Genomic DNA, 15,776 nt, shown 5'->3' with positions numbered 1-15,776 from the left:
TCATTTGAAAATTGACAATGTCTCATTCCTTGCATCACCAATTTTTGCGTTTCGCCGCCGTCGGCGCTTCCGGCACGGTCGTCCAGTATGCCGTGCTGTGGTGCGGCGTGGAGTTTGCCGGCATGAGTGCCGCCGTCGCGTCCGGCCTCGGCTACCTCATGGGTTCCGTCGTCAACTACCTCCTCAATTACTTTTTCACGTTTAAAAGCGACAAAGGGCATGGCGAGGCGGCCAGCAAGTATTTCACCTTGCTGGGCATAGGCTGGTGCATCAATACGGGGCTGATGTGGTTGCTGGTGCACCAGGCGGGATGGCATTACTGGCTGGCGCAGCTGCTGGCGACGGCCGTCGGATTGCTGTGGAATTTTGCCGGCAGCCGCTGGTGGGCCTTCAAGCCGGCACCCGCGCCGAAATAGGCGCGGGCCGGCACGGCGCTCAAGCGGCCGGGGGCAGGGCGGCGCTGAAGGTTTTGTTGCTGATCTTCCACACTCCGTCGATGCACAGCAAATTCATGTAGTCGGTAAACGTCACTTCCGGATATTCCAGCAGCACCGTGGCGCTGCCGGCATTGCCGGCGATGGCGCAATGCGTGATGCTGCGCTTGCGTTGCGCCTCGTCGGCGGCCGGCTGGCCCTGGAAGCGGGCGCTGAATTCGTTGACGCTGAGCGAATGCAGCACGCCGTCGCGGAAGGACACGATGCGCGCGTCGGCATGGAAGGCCATGTGCACGTATTCGGCCTGGCCCGTGATGTGCGCCTTCAGGTAATGTTCGATGGGCAGCAGCGCGGCCGTTTGCGCTGCGCTCAGGCCCGATGGTAAATGGCTCATGTAGTCTCCGTGAGGGTCATGCGGGGCGGCTGCCCCGCAGCTTGGCCGTAATGGCAGGGCGGACTCAGACAAATGCGCCTATCTTGTCTTCGACGGCGCGGCGCACCGAGCCCGTGGTGACGAAGGACTGGGCCACGACGATATCGTCGTGGAACCAGCGGTCGCCATCGAGGCAGGCGGGAATCTGGCGCCGTACTTCGTCATAGGCCGCCTGCGTGCCCTGGCCGAGGACGAAACCGGGCAGCAGGGCGTGCGTCATGCTCAGGGCCTGCGCCGCCAGCAGCATTTCCACGCCGATAATGTATTGCGTGTTGGCAACTACAGTGGCCGCCTTGCGCGCGCACCACGTGGAATTCGATACATGATCCTCGCTGTTGCCCTTGGCCGGGATCGAATCGACGCTGCCCGGCATGCACAGCGTACGGTTTTCCATCACCAGCGAACTGAGCGAGCATTGCACCACCGGGTAGCCCGTGTTGACGCCGGCGATGCCGCTCATCAGGTTGCGCGGCAGACCCCACGAGAGGGTGGGGTCGATCAGACGCGCCACGCGGCGCTCGCAGATGCTGCCCAGGTCCGTCACCGCCATGGCCAGCAAGTCCATCGCCTGCGCCAGGTACTGGCCGTGGAAATTACCGCCCGAAATGATTTCAAAGCCGCCGCCATCCTTGCCGAAGATCAGCGGGTTGTCGGTGGCCGAGTTGATTTCCTTGATGACGATGGTGTCGATGTAGTCGAGCGCATCGAACACGGGGCCGTACACCTGCGGCGAGCAGCGCAGCGAGTAGACGTCCTGGATGCGCGCCGTGTACTCGATGTCGGTGCGGCGCAGCTCGCCGGGGAACTGCACCGCGCGCGCCGCGTGGCTGGTGCGCGTGGAGCCCTGCAGCAGATGGCGCATGATGGCCGCCGTCTTGATCTGGCCCGCATGCGGGCGCGCACGGTGGATGCGCGGATCGAAGGCCGCCATCTCGGCGCGCATGGCTTCCAGGGTCAATCCCAGCGACAGACAGGCGTCCGACAGCAGGTTGCGCGCATCGTGGGCGGCCAGCACGGCCACCGCCAGCGACACGGTGCAGCCGTTGATCAGGGCCGAGGCGTCCTTGGCCTGCAGGTCGAACTTGACGGGGCTGATGCCGGCGGCGGCGATGGCTTGCGTGGCTGGCATGCGCTGGCCCTGGTACATCACCTCGGCTTCGTCGAAGCCGGCGATGGCGGCGGCCAGGTAGGCCAGTGGCGCCAGGTCGCCGGAGGCGCCAACCGAGCCTTTTTGCGGCATGATGGGGTGGATGCCGGCGTTGACGAATTCCAGCAGGCGGTCGACCACTTCCACGCGCGGCGCCGAATAGTTCGAGGCGAAGGCGTTGGCGCGCAGCAGCATGGTGGCGCGGCTGACGTCTTCCGGAAACGGCTCGCCCATGGCAGCGGCATGGGCGCGGATCAGCTGCGTCTGGAACAGGGCGATGTTTTCGACCTTTACGCGCGTGTCCTTCAGCAGGCCGACGCCCGTATTGAAGCTGTACATCATCGGCGCCTCGTCGTGCATCCAGGTCGCTTCGATGTAGTCGCGGCTTTCCTTCAGGGCGTCGCGCGACGATTGCGCCAGGCCGACCTTGATGCCGGGGTTGCGCGCGATGGCGATGACTTGCGCGGCCGTCAGGTTGAAGCCGTCGATCAGGGTGGTGTGCGGTATGGTGGTCATGGTGTTCCAGTCAGTGGCGAGAGTGGTGGTGACAAGCGTTGTAGTGGCAAGCGCTGCGCTCATGCGCAGGGCGTGAAGCGTTCGACGAAGCGGGTAAACACCTCGGCGGCCGTGTCGGCGTCCTGCGCCGTCATGCTTTCGTCAGGGTGATGGCTGATGCCGCCATTGCCGCAGCGGACGAACAGCATGGCCACCTCGGTCAGCGCGGCGATCGCCATGGCGTCGTGGCCGGCGCCCGAGGGCAGCACCCGCAGCGGCAAGCCGAGGTCCCCGATGGCGTCGCCCAGCTGCTGCTGCAGCCAGGGCGCGCAGGGCACGCTCTCGGCCTCGTGGGTGCGGCTGGCGCTCACCTGCACCTGGCGCCGCTCGGCCACCGCCTCCAGTTCGGCCAGCACGTCGCGCACGGCGGCCAGGCGCACGGCATCGTTCCCGGCGCGGATGTCGATGGTGAAAATGGCATTGCCCGGCACCACGTTGGCGGCGCCATTGGGCACGTTGAACTGGCCCACGGTGCCCACCAGGCCGGCGATGCCGGAGCAGCGGCGCTCGATGTACAGGCCAATTTCGGCGGCGGCCATGGCCGCGTCGCGGCGCAGGCCCATGGGCACCGTGCCGGCGTGGCCGGCCAGGCCCGTGACATGCACGAGGAAGCGCGAGGCACCCGAGATGGCGCTGACGACCCCCACCGGCAAGTCTGCGTCGAGCAGCACCGGGCCCTGCTCGATATGCACTTCCAGATAGGCCAGCACCTGCGCGCGGTCGAATGCGGCCGCATGCAGGGCCTGGGCGTCGAAGCCGGCGGCGGCCATCACCTCGCGCATGGACAGGTTCTGTTCGTCGCGCTTGTCCAGCACGGCCGTGTCGAAGGTGCCGGCGATGGCGCGGCTGCCCAGCAGGGTAGCCTTGAAGCGCACGCCTTCCTCTTCGGCGAAGCCGATGACCTCGATGGCGAAGGGGAAACGCTTGCCCTGGGCATGCCAGCGGGCCACGCAGGCGATGGGCAGGATGACGCCCAGGTTGCCGTCGTAATGGCCGCCGTTGCGCACGGTGTCGAAGTGCGACCCGGTCAGCAGGGCGGGGGCCTGCGGCGTGCTGCCCTCGTAGCGGCCGATGACGTTGCCGGCAGCGTCGCGGCGCACCTGCATGCCGGCCTGCCGCATCCATTGCGCCAGCTGGGCGGCCGCGCCGTGGTGCGCGTCCGTCAGGTAGGTGCGCGTCAGCCACTCGGGCGATTCGCTGTGGCGCGCCAGTTCCGCCGCCCATTGCATGATGGTTGCGCCGCAAGACGGCGGCTGCCGGCTCTCCTGCGCGTTCGCCTGCTCTTGATGCCTCATTGCGCCTCCTTTGTTATTGTCTGAAAAGTATAAAACGGTATTCGATTATTGTATACAATTTTCGATCTGTTGGGATAGCGTAAAATGCGCAGCTTTACGACGCCTCGGTTAGTGCCAAAAAACAACTATTCGTCGATGGCGCCATGCCATCTGTTGCGGCGCCCTGGGCCTTCCAACAGGAAAGTTTGGCATGCTGCCAACATACGCTGGCGTCGAACACCAACAAGGGAGTAACAATGCAATTCCTGGAGCGCTATTTCAAACTGAAGGAAAATGGCAGCAACGTTCGCACTGAGTTGCTGGCCGGCCTGACGACCTTCCTGACGATGGCGTACATCATCTTCGTCAACCCGACCATCCTCGGCGACGCCGGCATGCCGAAGGACTCCGTCTTTGTCGCCACCTGCCTGGCCGCCGCCATCGGCACCCTGATCATGGGCCTGTACGCGAACTATCCGATCGCGCTGGCGCCCGGCATGGGCTTGAACGCGTATTTCTCGTATGCGGTCGTGAAGGGCATGGGCATGAGCTGGGAAGTGGCGCTGGGCGCCGTCTTCATTTCCGGCTGCCTGTTCATCCTCGTGAGCCTGTTCAAGATACGCGAGATGATCATCAACAGCATCCCGCCCGCGCTGCGCACGGCCATCACGGTCGGTATCGGCTTGTTCCTGGCCATCATTTCGCTGAAAAGCGCCGGCGTGGTGGTGTCGAATCCCGCCACCATCATCGCCCTGGGCGACTTGCACCAGGCGGCGCCTATCCTGGCCATCGTCGGCTTCTTCATCATCGTCGCGCTGGACCGCCTGAAAGTGCCGGGCGCCATCCTGATCGGCATCCTCACCATCACCATCGCCAGCTTCTTTTTCGGCGGCAACCAGTTCAACGGCATCGTCTCGACGCCGCCCGCCATCGAGCCGACCCTGTTCAAGCTCGACATCATGGGCGCGCTGTCGATCGGCATCGTCAACGTGGTGCTGGTGTTTTTCCTGGTGGAACTGTTTGATGCGACGGGCACCCTGATGGGCGTGGCCAACCGTGCCGGTTTGTTGAAAAACGGTAAGATGGAGCGCATGAACAAGGCCTTGCTGGCCGACAGTACGGCGATTGCCGCCGGCGCCTGCCTGGGCACGTCAAGCACCACCGCCTTCGTCGAGAGCGCCGCCGGGGTGCAGGCGGGCGGCCGCACGGGTCTGACGGCGGTGGCCGTCGCGCTGCTGTTTTTGGGCAGCCTGTTCTTCGCCCCGCTGGCGCACACCGTGCCGCCCTACGCGACGGCGCCCGCGCTGCTGTACGTGGCCTGCCTGATGCTGCGCGAACTGACCTATATCGACTGGGATGACAGCACGGAAAGCATCCCGGCCGCCATCACGGCGCTGATGATGCCGTTTACCTATTCGGTGGCCAGCGGCGTCGCCTTCGGTTTCATCACCTACGCCGTACTTAAATTGCTCACAGGCAAAGGGCGCCAGGTCTCGGCCGTGGCCTACATCATCGCCGCCATTTTCCTCTTCAAGTTCATCTACCTGGGCGCGGATTAGCCACACTCCCGCGCTTGCCCGGAAACGGCCGCCACGCTCTGCGTCGCGGCCGTTTTTTCATGGCAGCGGCGCTGCGGCGCCGGCCGTGGCGCGCGGGCGACGGATGCTTACAGATTCTCGTCTTGTATAAAAATGTATACAATTTTAGTTGACAATATATTTTGACCTCGGCATCATCGTTGCAGTTGTAACCCGCATATACCCATAAAAAACGTCGACATCGAAGCGACGCGATGCGCTCAATGGAGAGAGACCCATGCCTCACCAGCCAGCTTCCGCCCGCGACATTGGTCCTGCCGCCGCCGCTTGCCGCCCTACCGCTGGCGGCGCGACTGTCCGTGCTTTCACCGACTGGATCGCCTATCCCGCGTACCCGGCCATCGGCCGCCCTGGCGCCCGGACACTGCCAGGCGACGGGCCATCCCCGCCGCGCGCCAGCGGGCAGCATTGATTACCTGAGCAGTTTCCCCGCGCGGACCAGGGCCGGCCGCGCGGACGCAGTACGCAGCAAGAAGCGCCCACATACCATAAAAATGGAGACAAACGATTATGAATGAGTTGCTGTTCAAGGTGGAGGATCGCCCTCCGCTCCTGACGATGGTGCTGCTTGCCGCCCAGCATTTGCTGGCCGCGCTGGGTGGCATCATCGCCGTGCCGCTGGTGGTGGGAGGCGCGCTGCGGCTGCCTGCCGACCAGATCGTCGCCCTCGTCAATGCCGCCATGCTCGGCTCGGGCGTGGTGACCTTCATCCAGTGCAAGGGCATCGGCCCGGTGGGCATCCGCCTGCCGTGCGTGATGGGCACCAGCTTCGCTTTCGTTGGCGCGGCCATCAGCGTCGGCCTGCAGCACGGCGTGCCGGGCATCCTCGGCTCTTCGCTGCTGGGCTCGCTGGTCATGATCGCCGGCAGCTTTTTCATGCCGCAGATCCGCAAGCTCTTCCCGCACGCCGTCACGGGCGTGGTGGTGACCATGATCGGCCTGTCGCTGGTGCCGATCGCCGTCGACTGGGCGGCCGGCGGCTTCGGGCCGACTGCCAACTACGGCTCACCCGCCAACCTGGGCATCGCCCTGTTCGTCCTGCTGACGGTGATCGCGCTGGTACAGTTCGGCAAGGGGCTGGTGTCGGCCGCCGCCGTGGTGATCGGCATGTTCATCGGCTACCTGCTGTGTTTGTTCATGGGCCGCATCGATTTCTCGCACGTCCAGCAGGCGCAGATTTTTGCGCTGCCGTATCCGCTGTACTACGGCATGACCTTCCCCGTGGGCGGCGTGCTGGCCATGGGCGTGGCCTATCTGGTGGCGATGGTGGAAACGACGGGCAGTTTCATGGCCCTGGGCGCCGCCACGCAGACCAAGGTCCGCGGCAGCACGCTCAAGCGGGGCATCCTGTGCGACGGCCTGGGCTCGGCCTTTGCCTCGCTGATGTGCAGCCCGCCCGTATCGACCTTTGCGCAAAACGTCGGTGTGGTCTCGCTGACGGGCGTGGCCAGCCGCCACGTGGTGGCGCTGACGGGCCTCATGATGCTGACGGCCGGCCTGTTCCCGGTGCTCGGCGCCATCGTCGTGACCATCCCGCAGCCGGTGCTGGGCGGGGCGGGGCTGATGATGTTTGCCATGATTATCTCGGCCGGCGTGCAATTGCTCAGCCATGTCGAGCATAACAAGCGCAACAGCATCATCATGGCCGTGTCGATCGGTTGCGGCCTGGCCGTGACGGTGCGTCCGCAACTGCTGCTGCAACTGCCCGAGTTCGTCCAGGAGATCTTCGGCTCCGGCATCACGGTCGGCGCGCTGATGGCCATTATGCTGAACCTGGTCCTGCCCGAACGCCCCGTCGAGATGAACGACGACGAGGAAGATGTGCCGCAGGCGTTCGTGACGAAGGAGCTGGAAACGGCGCAATAGGGAGCAACAAGCGGGTTTCCGCACCATGAAAAACGGCCTTCATCGAAGGCCGTTTTTTTACATCAGCAGGGCGGTGACGAGGTCCTTCTTACCTTCGCTGGCACTGCCGTCGAACTTCAGCGCCGCCTCCACGTGGCTCAGGTGCTCGACCATCAGGCGCGCCGCAAGGTCGGCATCGCCGGCCCTCGCCGCCTCGAGGAACTTGATATGCTCGTCCGACGAGCACACCGCATCGCGGTCGGACTGGTACAGCATGGTGATCAGCGAACTGCGGCTGACCAGTTCATGCACGATTTCCTTGAGCACGTGGTTGCCGACGACAGTGGCCAGCAGCACGTGGAAATCGCCCAGCAATTGCGAACGCACCTTGGGGTTTTCTCCCAGCACGCTGCGCTCGATCTTCAGGTGCTTTTCCAGCATTTTATAGTCGGCCGGCCGGGCCTTGGCGACGAATTCGCGCGCCAGCGCCGCTTCGATCAGGCGTCGCGCGGCGAAGATGTCGCGCGATTCCGTTTCGCTGGGCTGGCTGACGAAGGCCCCCTTGTCGGGCACCATGTTGATCAGCTTATCCTTGGACAGGATCAGCAGGGCGGCGCGGATCTTCGTGCGGCTGACGCTATACAGCCGGCACAGCGCTTCTTCGCGCAGCTTGGTGCCGGGCGGCAGTTTGCGCGCGGTGATGGCGGCGGCGATATGGTTGGCGATCTCGTTCGAGCTGTCGCCGCTAATGGGCTTGTCAACCGATGCTGCGAGTGAGTTGGTCATAGAGTTGGGATGTCGAGCCTTGGTAATGCGGATCGCCGCGGCTGGAAGGGTATTCCGCCACGGCGCTAGATCCGGTGCTAATGGCGCAATCATACATGGGTGCGGAATTCTGCGCCATGCGGCGCATGGCGCGCAGGGCAGGAGCATGCGTGGGATGGTGTTGCCGGCAGGCCGCGCAGGCCGCGGCCCATTCCGTTTTTTGGGGAAGGCGCCGCCCGCGCGCGCCATGCGGCGGCCGGACGGCGGGTACTGGCGGGCGTTATTGGGCGTTCTGGTGCCAGGCGGCGATGATGTTGCGCTCCTCGTCCGTCATCTTGGTCATGTTCGCCAGCGGCATGGCCTTTTGCAGCACCACCTGCTGGTAGATCAGCTGCGCATGCGTGGCGATCTGCTCGGAGGTCTCGAACATCAGGCCCTTGGCGGCCGTCGGCATCATGCTGGGCTTGGCGGCGTGGCACTGGATGCAGCGCTCCTGCATGATGTGCTGCACGGCGGCGATGCCGGCGACGGCGGGCGCGGGCGCTTGCGCAGCGTGGCTGGCCGCCGTTTCGGCCGGCGCGGGCGTAGCGGCGGCGGAAGCGGCTGGCGTTGCGCTGGCGCTGACGGCCGGCGCGGGTGCCGGTGTTGCCGCTGGCGGCGCCACCCAGGCGATCACGCCCACCAGCAGCGCCACGGCCACGCTCGGGAAGACCAGGTTGTTGACGCCCTTGTGGCGCATGATGAAGAACTGGCGTATCAGCACCCCGGCCACCATCAGCGCCACCAGCACCAGCCAGTTGTGCGGATGGCTGTAGGTCATGCTGTAATGGTTCGACAGCATGGCCAGCAGCACGGGCAGGGTGAAATAGGTGTTGTGCACGCTGCGCTGCTTGGCACGCTGGCCGTGGATGGCGTCGACGGGCATGCCGGCCTTCATCGAGGCGACCGTGGTGCGCTGGCCGGGGATGATCCAGAAGAACACGTTGGCACTCATGATGGTGGCGATCATGGCTCCGACGATCAGGAAGGCGGCGCGTCCGGCGAACAGATGGCAGGCGCCCCAGGCTGCGGCGACGACGAACAGCACCACCAATGCGGCCAGCAACTGCTCGCGCTTGCGCAGTACCCGGCACAGGCCATCGTACACCAGCCAGCCGACGACGAGGAAGCCCAGCGCGGCCGCCACGGCCACCTGCGGCGACAGCGCCGCCACCGACGGGTCGATCAGGTAGATGCGCGGGTTGAACAGGTACAGCACCGAGAACAGGCCGAAGCCGGACAGCCAGGTGCTGTACGATTCCCAGTAAAACCAGTGCAGTTCATCGGGCAGGTCGCCCGGGGCGCCCAGGTATTTCTGCGGGTTGTAGAAGCCCCCGCCGTGCACGGCCCACAGTTCGCCGCCCACGCCCTTGGCCGCCAGTTGCGGGTCCTTGGGCTTGCGCAGGCTGTTGTCAAGCCAGACAAAATAAAACGATGATCCGATCCACGCAATGGCGACGATCACATGCAGCCAACGCAGCAGCAAGTTGGCCCAATCCAGTATATACCCTTCCATACGCCTGTCTCTTTCCTTGTTATGTACGACGGTTGTTCATCGGTGTGGGTGGCGCAGGCGGCGTTCAGCTGCCGCGATAGGTGGCGTAGCTCCATGGCGTGACGGTCAGCGGCACGTGATAGTGGGCGTGCGCATCGGCCACGCCGAAGCGCACCGTGACGACGTCGAGGAAGTTCGGCACCGGCAGCGCGACGCCGAGGCGGGCGTAATAGGCGCCGACATGGAAGTCGAGCTCATACACGCCGGCCAGCAGCGCGTCGCCCTCCAGCAGCGCCGCATCGCAGCGCCCGTCGGCGTTGGTGGCGGTGTCGCGCACGGGGTGGCGTTTTGCGTCGCCGATGCGGTACAGCGATATCCCGACGCCGCTGGCGGCCTTGCCGTGCGCGGTGTCGAGGACGTGAGTGGTCAAGCGGCCCATAAAGTCTCCAAGGTGAGGCGGTCATCTGCATGCCGCCGTGGTGGGAACCGCGCGGCGCGCAATGCGCATCCGGCAGTCTTCTTATCTATTTTTGTATACAATAAGTGTTGACAATATTATGTGGCGTGGGCATCCTTGTCAACCTGGATTCGCGCCTTTTCGCGCGCCATGACAGGCAAAAAACCACACCTGGCGGCGCACCGTCCGGCAGGCTTCCATTCACCGATTCGATTGAGCGTCTATGCAGAATTCACCGCACTATCCGCGCGACATGGCCGGCTACGGCCGCCATCCGCCGCACGCCGCCTGGCCGGGCCAGGCGCGCATCGCGCTGCAGTTTGTCCTGAACTATGAAGAGGGAGGCGAGAACTGCGTGCTGCACGGCGACGCCGGTTCGGAACAGTTCCTTTCCGAGATCGTCGGCGCCAGCGCCTACCCGGCGCGCCACATGTCGATGGAGTCCATCTACGAATACGGCTCGCGCGCCGGCGTGTGGCGGCTGCTGCGCGAATTCGAGCGGCGCAACTTGCCGCTCACCGTCTTCGGCGTGGCCATGGCCTTGCAGCGCCATCCCGAGCTGACGGCCGCTTTCGGCGAATTGGGCCATGAAATCGCCTGCCACGGCTGGCGCTGGATTCATTACCAGGACATGGACATCGCCACCGAGCGCGAGCACATGCGCACGGCCGTCGCCATCCACCGCGAGCTGACGGGCCAGGCGCCGCGCGGCTGGTACACGGGCCGCGATTCCCCGCATACGCGCCAGTTGGTGGCCGAGCATGGCGGCTTCACTTACGATTCCGACTGCTATGCCGACGATTTGCCGTTCTGGACGGAGGTGCGCACGCCCGATGGCGCCAGCGTGCCGCGGCTGGTGGTGCCGTATGCGCTCGACACCAACGACATGCGCTTTGCCACGCCGCAGGGCTACAACTCGGGCGAGCAGTTCTACCAGTACCTGAAGGACAGCTTCGACGTGCTGTACGCGGAAGGTGACCCGCAGGACGGGAACGCCCCCAAGATGCTTTCCGTCGGCATGCATTGCCGCCTGCTGGGCCGCCCCGGCCGCTTCCGCGCGCTGCAGCGCTTTCTCGACCATGTGCAGTCGCACGAGCATGTGTGGATCTGCCGCCGCATCGATATCGCCGATCACTGGATCGCCACCCACCCTTACCGGAAAACCGCATGACCATCACCTATACCCTGGCCGCCCTGAACAACATGAACGCGGCAGAATTCACCCACGCCCTGGGCGCCATTTACGAGCATTCGCCGTGGGTGGCCGAGCGGGCCGCCGCCCAGCGCCCGTTTCCCAGCCTGGAGATGCTGCGCGACACCATGGCTGGCGTGGTGCAAAGCGCCTCCGAAGCGGAGCGCCTGAAGCTGATACAGGCCCACCCGGAGTTGGCGGGCAAGGCGGCCGTGCGCGGCGAACTGACGCAGGAATCGACGCGCGAGCAGCAGGGCGCGGGCCTGGACCGCTGCAGCCCCGAAGAGTTTGCGCAGCTGCAGGAGCTGAACCGGCGCTACAACGACAAGTTCGGCTTCCCTTTCGTCATCGCCGTCAAGGGCCATGACCGCCACAGCATCCTGCGCCATTTCGCCGAGCGCCTGGACAATGCGCGCGAGGCGGAGGCGCGCGCCTGCATCGAGCAGATCATCCGCATCGGCGGCTTTCGCCTCGGGGCGCTGGTGAGCTGAGAGCCGGGTGCGGCGGGGCGCGTCTTTTGCAAACGGCGCGCCGAGCGCACGGGCCAGGCGATGCCGCTGGCGCGCCATCCCGGGACGACGGGCACGCAGTTCACGCCCATGCCTGCTTCCTGGCGCGCCGCGCGGCATGCGCACGGTCAGCAGCGCACCGGCGCCACCGAGCACGCAGCCCAGCCCCATGGCGGGGCTGGCGCGGAACATGCAGCACAGGATGGCCGCGCCGGTGGCCGGCGCGCCCTGGAAGTAGACCTGCCCGATGGCTTCGAGCAGGGCCAGGCTGGCCCGCCTCAAGCCACCGTCATGCGCGCAGGCTGCCCTGGCGCGGCCAGATTTCCGCGAGGCGCAGCAGATTGGTGCTGCCCGGTTCGCCAAACGGCACGCCGGCCGTGATGGCGATCTGCTCGCCGGCCCTGGCATAGCCTTCGTCGGCAGCCGCGCGGCAGGCCACGCCCACCATTTCCTCGGCATTGCCGACATCGCTGCTGACGGTGCTATGCACGCCCCACACCAGCGCCAGCCGCCGCGCCGTGCCCAGGCGCGGCGTGATGCTGATGATGGGCACGGACGGCCGCTCGCGCGCCGCGCGCGTGCTGGTGTGGCCCGACATGGTGAAGGTCACGGTGGCCACGGCGCCGACGATCTGCGTCACGCTGCGCAGGGCCGAGCAGATGGCATCGCCCCGGTTCGGCAGCGGCGCCACGTTCTGCGCATCGATCAGGTTGCGGTACAGCGGATCTTTTTCCACCTCGCGGATGATGCGGTCCATGATCTCCACGGCGGCCACGGGATAGGCGCCGCTGGCCGATTCGGCCGACAGCATCACGGCGTCGGTGCCGTCATAGATCGCGCTGGCCACGTCGGAGGCCTCGGCGCGCGTCGGCACGGGCGCCGTGATCATCGATTCGAGCATCTGCGTGGCGACGATGATGGGCACGCCGTGCGCGCGGCAGCTGCGCAGGATGCGCTTTTGCGCGCCCGGCACCTGTTCCGGCGGCAGTTCCACGCCCAGGTCGCCGCGCGCCACCATGACGGCGTCGGAGACGGCGACGATGGCGTCGAGCTGGTGCAGCGCGGCCGGCTTTTCCAGCTTGGCCAGCACGCCGGCGCGGCCGTCGACGAGGGCGCGTGCCTCGAGCACGTCCTCGGGGCGCTGCACGAAGGACAGGGCGATCCAGTCGGCGCCCATGTCCAGCGCGAATGCCAGGTCTTGCCGGTCCTTCTGCGTCAGCGCGGGAATCGGCAGCACGGCGTCGGGCACGTTGACGCCCTTGCGGTCGGACAGCACGCCGCCATTCACGACGCGCGTGCGGATCGACGTTGCATCGCTGGCGGTCACTTCCAGGCGCAGCTTGCCGTCGTCGAGCAGCAGGCACTGGCCTGCCTGGATGACGGCGAACAGTTCCGGATGCGGCAGGCGCACGCGCGTGCCGTTGCCGGGAGCCGGGTCGCTGTCGAGCGTGAATTCCTGGCCTGCGCGCAGGGTGATCCTGCCATCCTCGAACTGGCCGATGCGCAGCTTCGGTCCCTGCAGGTCTGCCAGCACGGCGATGGGCCGGCCCGTTTCCTGTTCGATGGCGCGCACGATGTCGTAGCGGGCCTGGTGGTCGGCATGGCTGCCGTGGCTGAAGTTGAAGCGGAAGACATCGGCGCCGGCCTGGAACAGGGCCAGGATGGTGGCCTTGTCGGTGCTGGCGGGGCCGAGGGTGGCGACGATTTTTGCTTGGCGTTGACGGCGCATAAGAAACGGTTCCAATCGGTAGGGTACAGTGTATCGGTGGGCTTACAGGATCAGGATGGCGCGGAAATCATTGACGTTGGTGCGCGTGGGGCCGCTGACGATCAGGTCATCGAGCGCCGCGAAGTAGCCGTAGCCGTCGTTGTTGGCCAGGTACTGGCGCGCGTTGAGGTCCAGCGCGCGTGCGCGCTGTGCCGTATCCGGGCCGTACAGGGCGCCGGCGTTGTCCTCCGAGCCATCGATGCCGTCCGTGTCGCAGGCCAGCGCGTGGATGCCGGGATGGCCGTCGAGCGTGACGGCAAGGCTGAGCAAGAATTCCACGTTGCGCCCGCCGCGCCCCGTGCCGCGCACGGTGACGGTCGTTTCGCCGCCCGAAAGTATCACGCACGGCGCCTGGAAAGGCTGGCCGCGCTGCGTCACGTGGCGCGCCAGGGCGGCGTGCACGATGCCGACGTCGCGCGCCTCGCCCTCGATGCTGTCGGACAGGATGTAGGCTGTGACGCCGGCCGCGCGCGCCTTGGCCGCCGCCGCTTCCAGCGCATCCTGTGCGGTGGCGATGATGTAGTGTTCATTGCTGGCGAAGCGCGCGTCGCCGGCCGGCGGCGTGTCGCCCGCGCCGCTGCGCAGGTGTTCCTCGATGTTCGCCGGCACCTCGATTGCATATTTCCTCAGGATGGCCAGCGCCTGTTCGCAACTGGTGTCGTCCGGCAGGGTGGGGCCGCTGGCGATGGTGGCCGGGTTGTCACCTGGGACGTCCGAAATGAGCAGGGTCACCACGCGCGCCGGCGCGCAGGCCAGGCCCAGGCGGCCGCCCTTGATGGCCGACAGGTGCTTGCGCACGCAGTTCATTTCATCGATGGCGGCACCGCTGCGCAAGAGGGCCTTGTTCAGCGCCTGCTTCTGCTCCAGGCTGATGCCGGGTGCCGGCAGCGACAGCAGTGCCGAGCCGCCGCCCGTGATCAGGCAGATCACCAGGTCGTCGGGGCCCAGGCCGTGCACCAGGTCGAGGATGCGCCGCGCGGCATCCTGGCCGGCGGCGTCGGGCACGGGGTGGGCCGCCTCGATCACCTCGATCTTGCGGCACGCGGCGCCGTGGCCGTAGCGCGTCACCACCAGGCCTGTCAGTTCCCCCTGCCAGTGTCGCTCGACCACCTGCGCCATGGCGGCCGCGCCCTTGCCGGCGCCGATGACGATGGTGCGTCCCTTCGGCGGCTCGGGCAGGAAAGCGGGCAGGCAGTGCGCGGCGCTGACGGCGTCGACGGCGCTGTCGTACAGGCTGCGCAGGAATTGTTTTGGATAGGTGGGAGTCATCGTCTGCGGTTCCTTGTGGTGAAGGGCGGCACGGCGCTGCGCCGTGCCGCCCGAGATGCGCGCGCTGCTGCCCTCAGGCTTGCGCGATCTGGTGGTTGGACATGATCTCGATCGCGCGGCACAGCGCCGAATGATCCATGCCGCCCATGCCGTTGGCGGCGCAGGCGTTCATCAGTTCCTGCGCGGTGGCGGTGTTGGGCAGCGATACGCCCAGGGCCTTGGCGCCCTGCAGCGCCAGGTTCAGGTCCTTCTGGTGCAGTTCGATGCGGAAGCCCGGATCGAAAGTGCGCTTGACCATGCGTTCGCCATGCACTTCCAGGATGCGCGAGGCGGCGAAGCCGCCCATCAGTGCCTGGCGCACCCTGGCCGGATCGGCGCCCGCCTTGGAGGCGAACAGCAGCGCCTCGGCGACGGCCTGGATGTTGAGCGCGACGATGATCTGGTTGGCCACCTTGGTGGTCTGGCCGTCGCCGTTGCCGCCGACCAGCGTGATGTTCTTGCCCAGCAGATGGAACAGCGGCAGTACCGCGTCGAAGGCCGCTTGCGGCCCGCCCGCCATGATGCTCAGCGAGGCCGCCTTGGCGCCCACTTCGCCGCCCGAGACGGGGGCGTCGAGATAGTCGCACTTGAGGGCGTTGATGCGCCTGGCGAAGTCCTTCGTGGCGATGGGCGAGATCGAGCTCATGTCGACCACGATCTTGCCCGGCGCGAGGCCGGCAGCCACGCCGTCTTCGCCGAACAGCACCGCTTCCACGTGCGGCGTGTCGGGTACCATGATGAAGATGATGTCGGCCCGCTTGGCCACTTCGGCGCCCGAGGTGCACACCGTGGCGCCGCCGTCGATCAGCGCGAAGGGCGGGTTCTTATGGTCGTTCAGGTACAGCTTGTGGTCGCCCTTTTGCAGGTTCAGTGCCATGGGCGCGCCCATGATGCCAAGGCCGATGAATCCGATTTTTGCCATGTTGATGCTCCTCAGATAAAGTGGTGATGCGTAGT

Annotated in this window: 14 protein-coding genes; 5 read left to right on the top strand and 9 right to left on the bottom strand. The window is 66.1% G+C overall.

Annotated elements, in window-relative coordinates; translation table 11 throughout:
• The first annotated feature begins 17 nt into the window (after positions 1–17).
• The gene (locus AC3RCJ_RS21585) at positions 18–416 is read left to right on the top strand and encodes a GtrA family protein (protein WP_492958923.1); all 399 of its coding nucleotides are present in this window, start codon (positions 18–20) and stop codon (positions 414–416) included.
• 19 nt (positions 417–435) lie between these two features.
• Here AC3RCJ_RS21585 and AC3RCJ_RS21580 read toward each other — a convergent pair whose 3' ends face one another.
• From AC3RCJ_RS21580 to AC3RCJ_RS21570, 3 genes are all read right to left on the bottom strand, one after another.
• A complete protein-coding gene (locus tag AC3RCJ_RS21580) occupies positions 436–828 on the bottom strand; it encodes a nuclear transport factor 2 family protein (RefSeq protein WP_492958921.1) in 393 nt (130 codons plus the stop codon).
• A gap of 64 nt (positions 829–892) precedes the next feature.
• Entirely contained in the window at positions 893–2,530 is a 1,638-nt protein-coding gene (locus tag AC3RCJ_RS21575; protein ID WP_492958919.1) for an HAL/PAL/TAL family ammonia-lyase, read from the bottom strand.
• A 59-nt stretch (positions 2,531–2,589) separates the two neighbouring features.
• Entirely contained in the window at positions 2,590–3,864 is a 1,275-nt protein-coding gene (locus AC3RCJ_RS21570; RefSeq protein ID WP_492958917.1) for an allantoate amidohydrolase, read from the bottom strand.
• A 236-nt stretch (positions 3,865–4,100) separates the two neighbouring features.
• On the opposite strand from AC3RCJ_RS21570, the gene AC3RCJ_RS21565 reads away from it, so the two are divergent.
• Complete coding sequence (locus AC3RCJ_RS21565; RefSeq protein WP_492958915.1) at positions 4,101–5,402, top strand: NCS2 family permease; 1,302 nt, start codon at positions 4,101–4,103, stop codon at positions 5,400–5,402.
• 549 nt (positions 5,403–5,951) lie between these two features.
• Positions 5,952–7,307: a nucleobase:cation symporter-2 family protein gene (locus AC3RCJ_RS21560; protein WP_492958913.1), complete on the top strand. Its 1,356-nt coding sequence runs from the start codon at positions 5,952–5,954 to the stop codon at positions 7,305–7,307.
• Positions 7,308–7,364: 57 nt separating this feature from the next.
• Here the strand turns inward: AC3RCJ_RS21560 and AC3RCJ_RS21555 are convergent, their stop codons facing one another.
• The 3 genes from AC3RCJ_RS21555 to uraH all read right to left on the bottom strand — a co-directional run bounded on the left by AC3RCJ_RS21555 (position 7,365) and on the right by uraH (position 10,024).
• On the bottom strand, positions 7,365–8,072 hold the full coding sequence (locus AC3RCJ_RS21555) for a GntR family transcriptional regulator (RefSeq protein ID WP_492958911.1): 708 nt from the start codon (positions 8,070–8,072) through the stop codon (positions 7,365–7,367).
• 259 nt (positions 8,073–8,331) lie between these two features.
• Positions 8,332–9,606, bottom strand: coding sequence for a urate hydroxylase PuuD (locus AC3RCJ_RS21550; protein ID WP_492965144.1), 1,275 nt, complete (start codon positions 9,604–9,606; stop codon positions 8,332–8,334).
• 64 nt (positions 9,607–9,670) lie between these two features.
• Positions 9,671–10,024: a hydroxyisourate hydrolase gene (gene uraH, locus AC3RCJ_RS21545; RefSeq protein ID WP_492965039.1), complete on the bottom strand. Its 354-nt coding sequence runs from the start codon at positions 10,022–10,024 to the stop codon at positions 9,671–9,673.
• A 241-nt stretch (positions 10,025–10,265) separates the two neighbouring features.
• On the opposite strand from uraH, the gene puuE reads away from it, so the two are divergent.
• Both puuE and uraD read left to right on the top strand, forming a co-directional pair.
• Positions 10,266–11,213, top strand: a complete 948-nt coding sequence (puuE, locus tag AC3RCJ_RS21540; RefSeq protein ID WP_492965038.1) for an allantoinase PuuE — start codon at positions 10,266–10,268, stop codon at positions 11,211–11,213.
• Positions 11,210–11,725 carry a 2-oxo-4-hydroxy-4-carboxy-5-ureidoimidazoline decarboxylase gene (gene uraD / locus AC3RCJ_RS21535; RefSeq protein ID WP_492965037.1) on the top strand — a complete coding sequence of 172 codons (516 nt, stop codon included), beginning with the start codon at positions 11,210–11,212 and terminating at the stop codon, positions 11,723–11,725. Before puuE ends, uraD begins: the two co-directional genes overlap by 4 nt.
• 307 nt (positions 11,726–12,032) lie before the next feature.
• On the opposite strand, the gene pyk is transcribed toward uraD, so the two are convergent.
• From pyk to glxR, 3 genes are all read right to left on the bottom strand, one after another.
• Positions 12,033–13,472 (bottom strand): pyruvate kinase, encoded by a 1,440-nt coding sequence (gene pyk, locus AC3RCJ_RS21530; protein WP_492965035.1) that lies wholly within the window; start codon positions 13,470–13,472, stop codon positions 12,033–12,035.
• 42 nt (positions 13,473–13,514) lie between these two features.
• Positions 13,515–14,780, bottom strand: a complete 1,266-nt coding sequence (locus AC3RCJ_RS21525; protein WP_492965034.1) for a glycerate kinase type-2 family protein — start codon at positions 14,778–14,780, stop codon at positions 13,515–13,517.
• 73 nt (positions 14,781–14,853) lie between these two features.
• Entirely contained in the window at positions 14,854–15,741 is an 888-nt protein-coding gene (gene glxR / locus AC3RCJ_RS21520; protein WP_492965033.1) for a 2-hydroxy-3-oxopropionate reductase, read from the bottom strand.
• Positions 15,742–15,776: the final 35 nt, after the last annotated feature.

It is taken from the genome of Janthinobacterium sp. GW822-FHT07H11 (assembly GCF_058798615.1).
The sequence above is the reverse complement of the archived record's forward strand: the minus strand, read 5'-3'. Positions and strand labels throughout refer to the sequence as shown.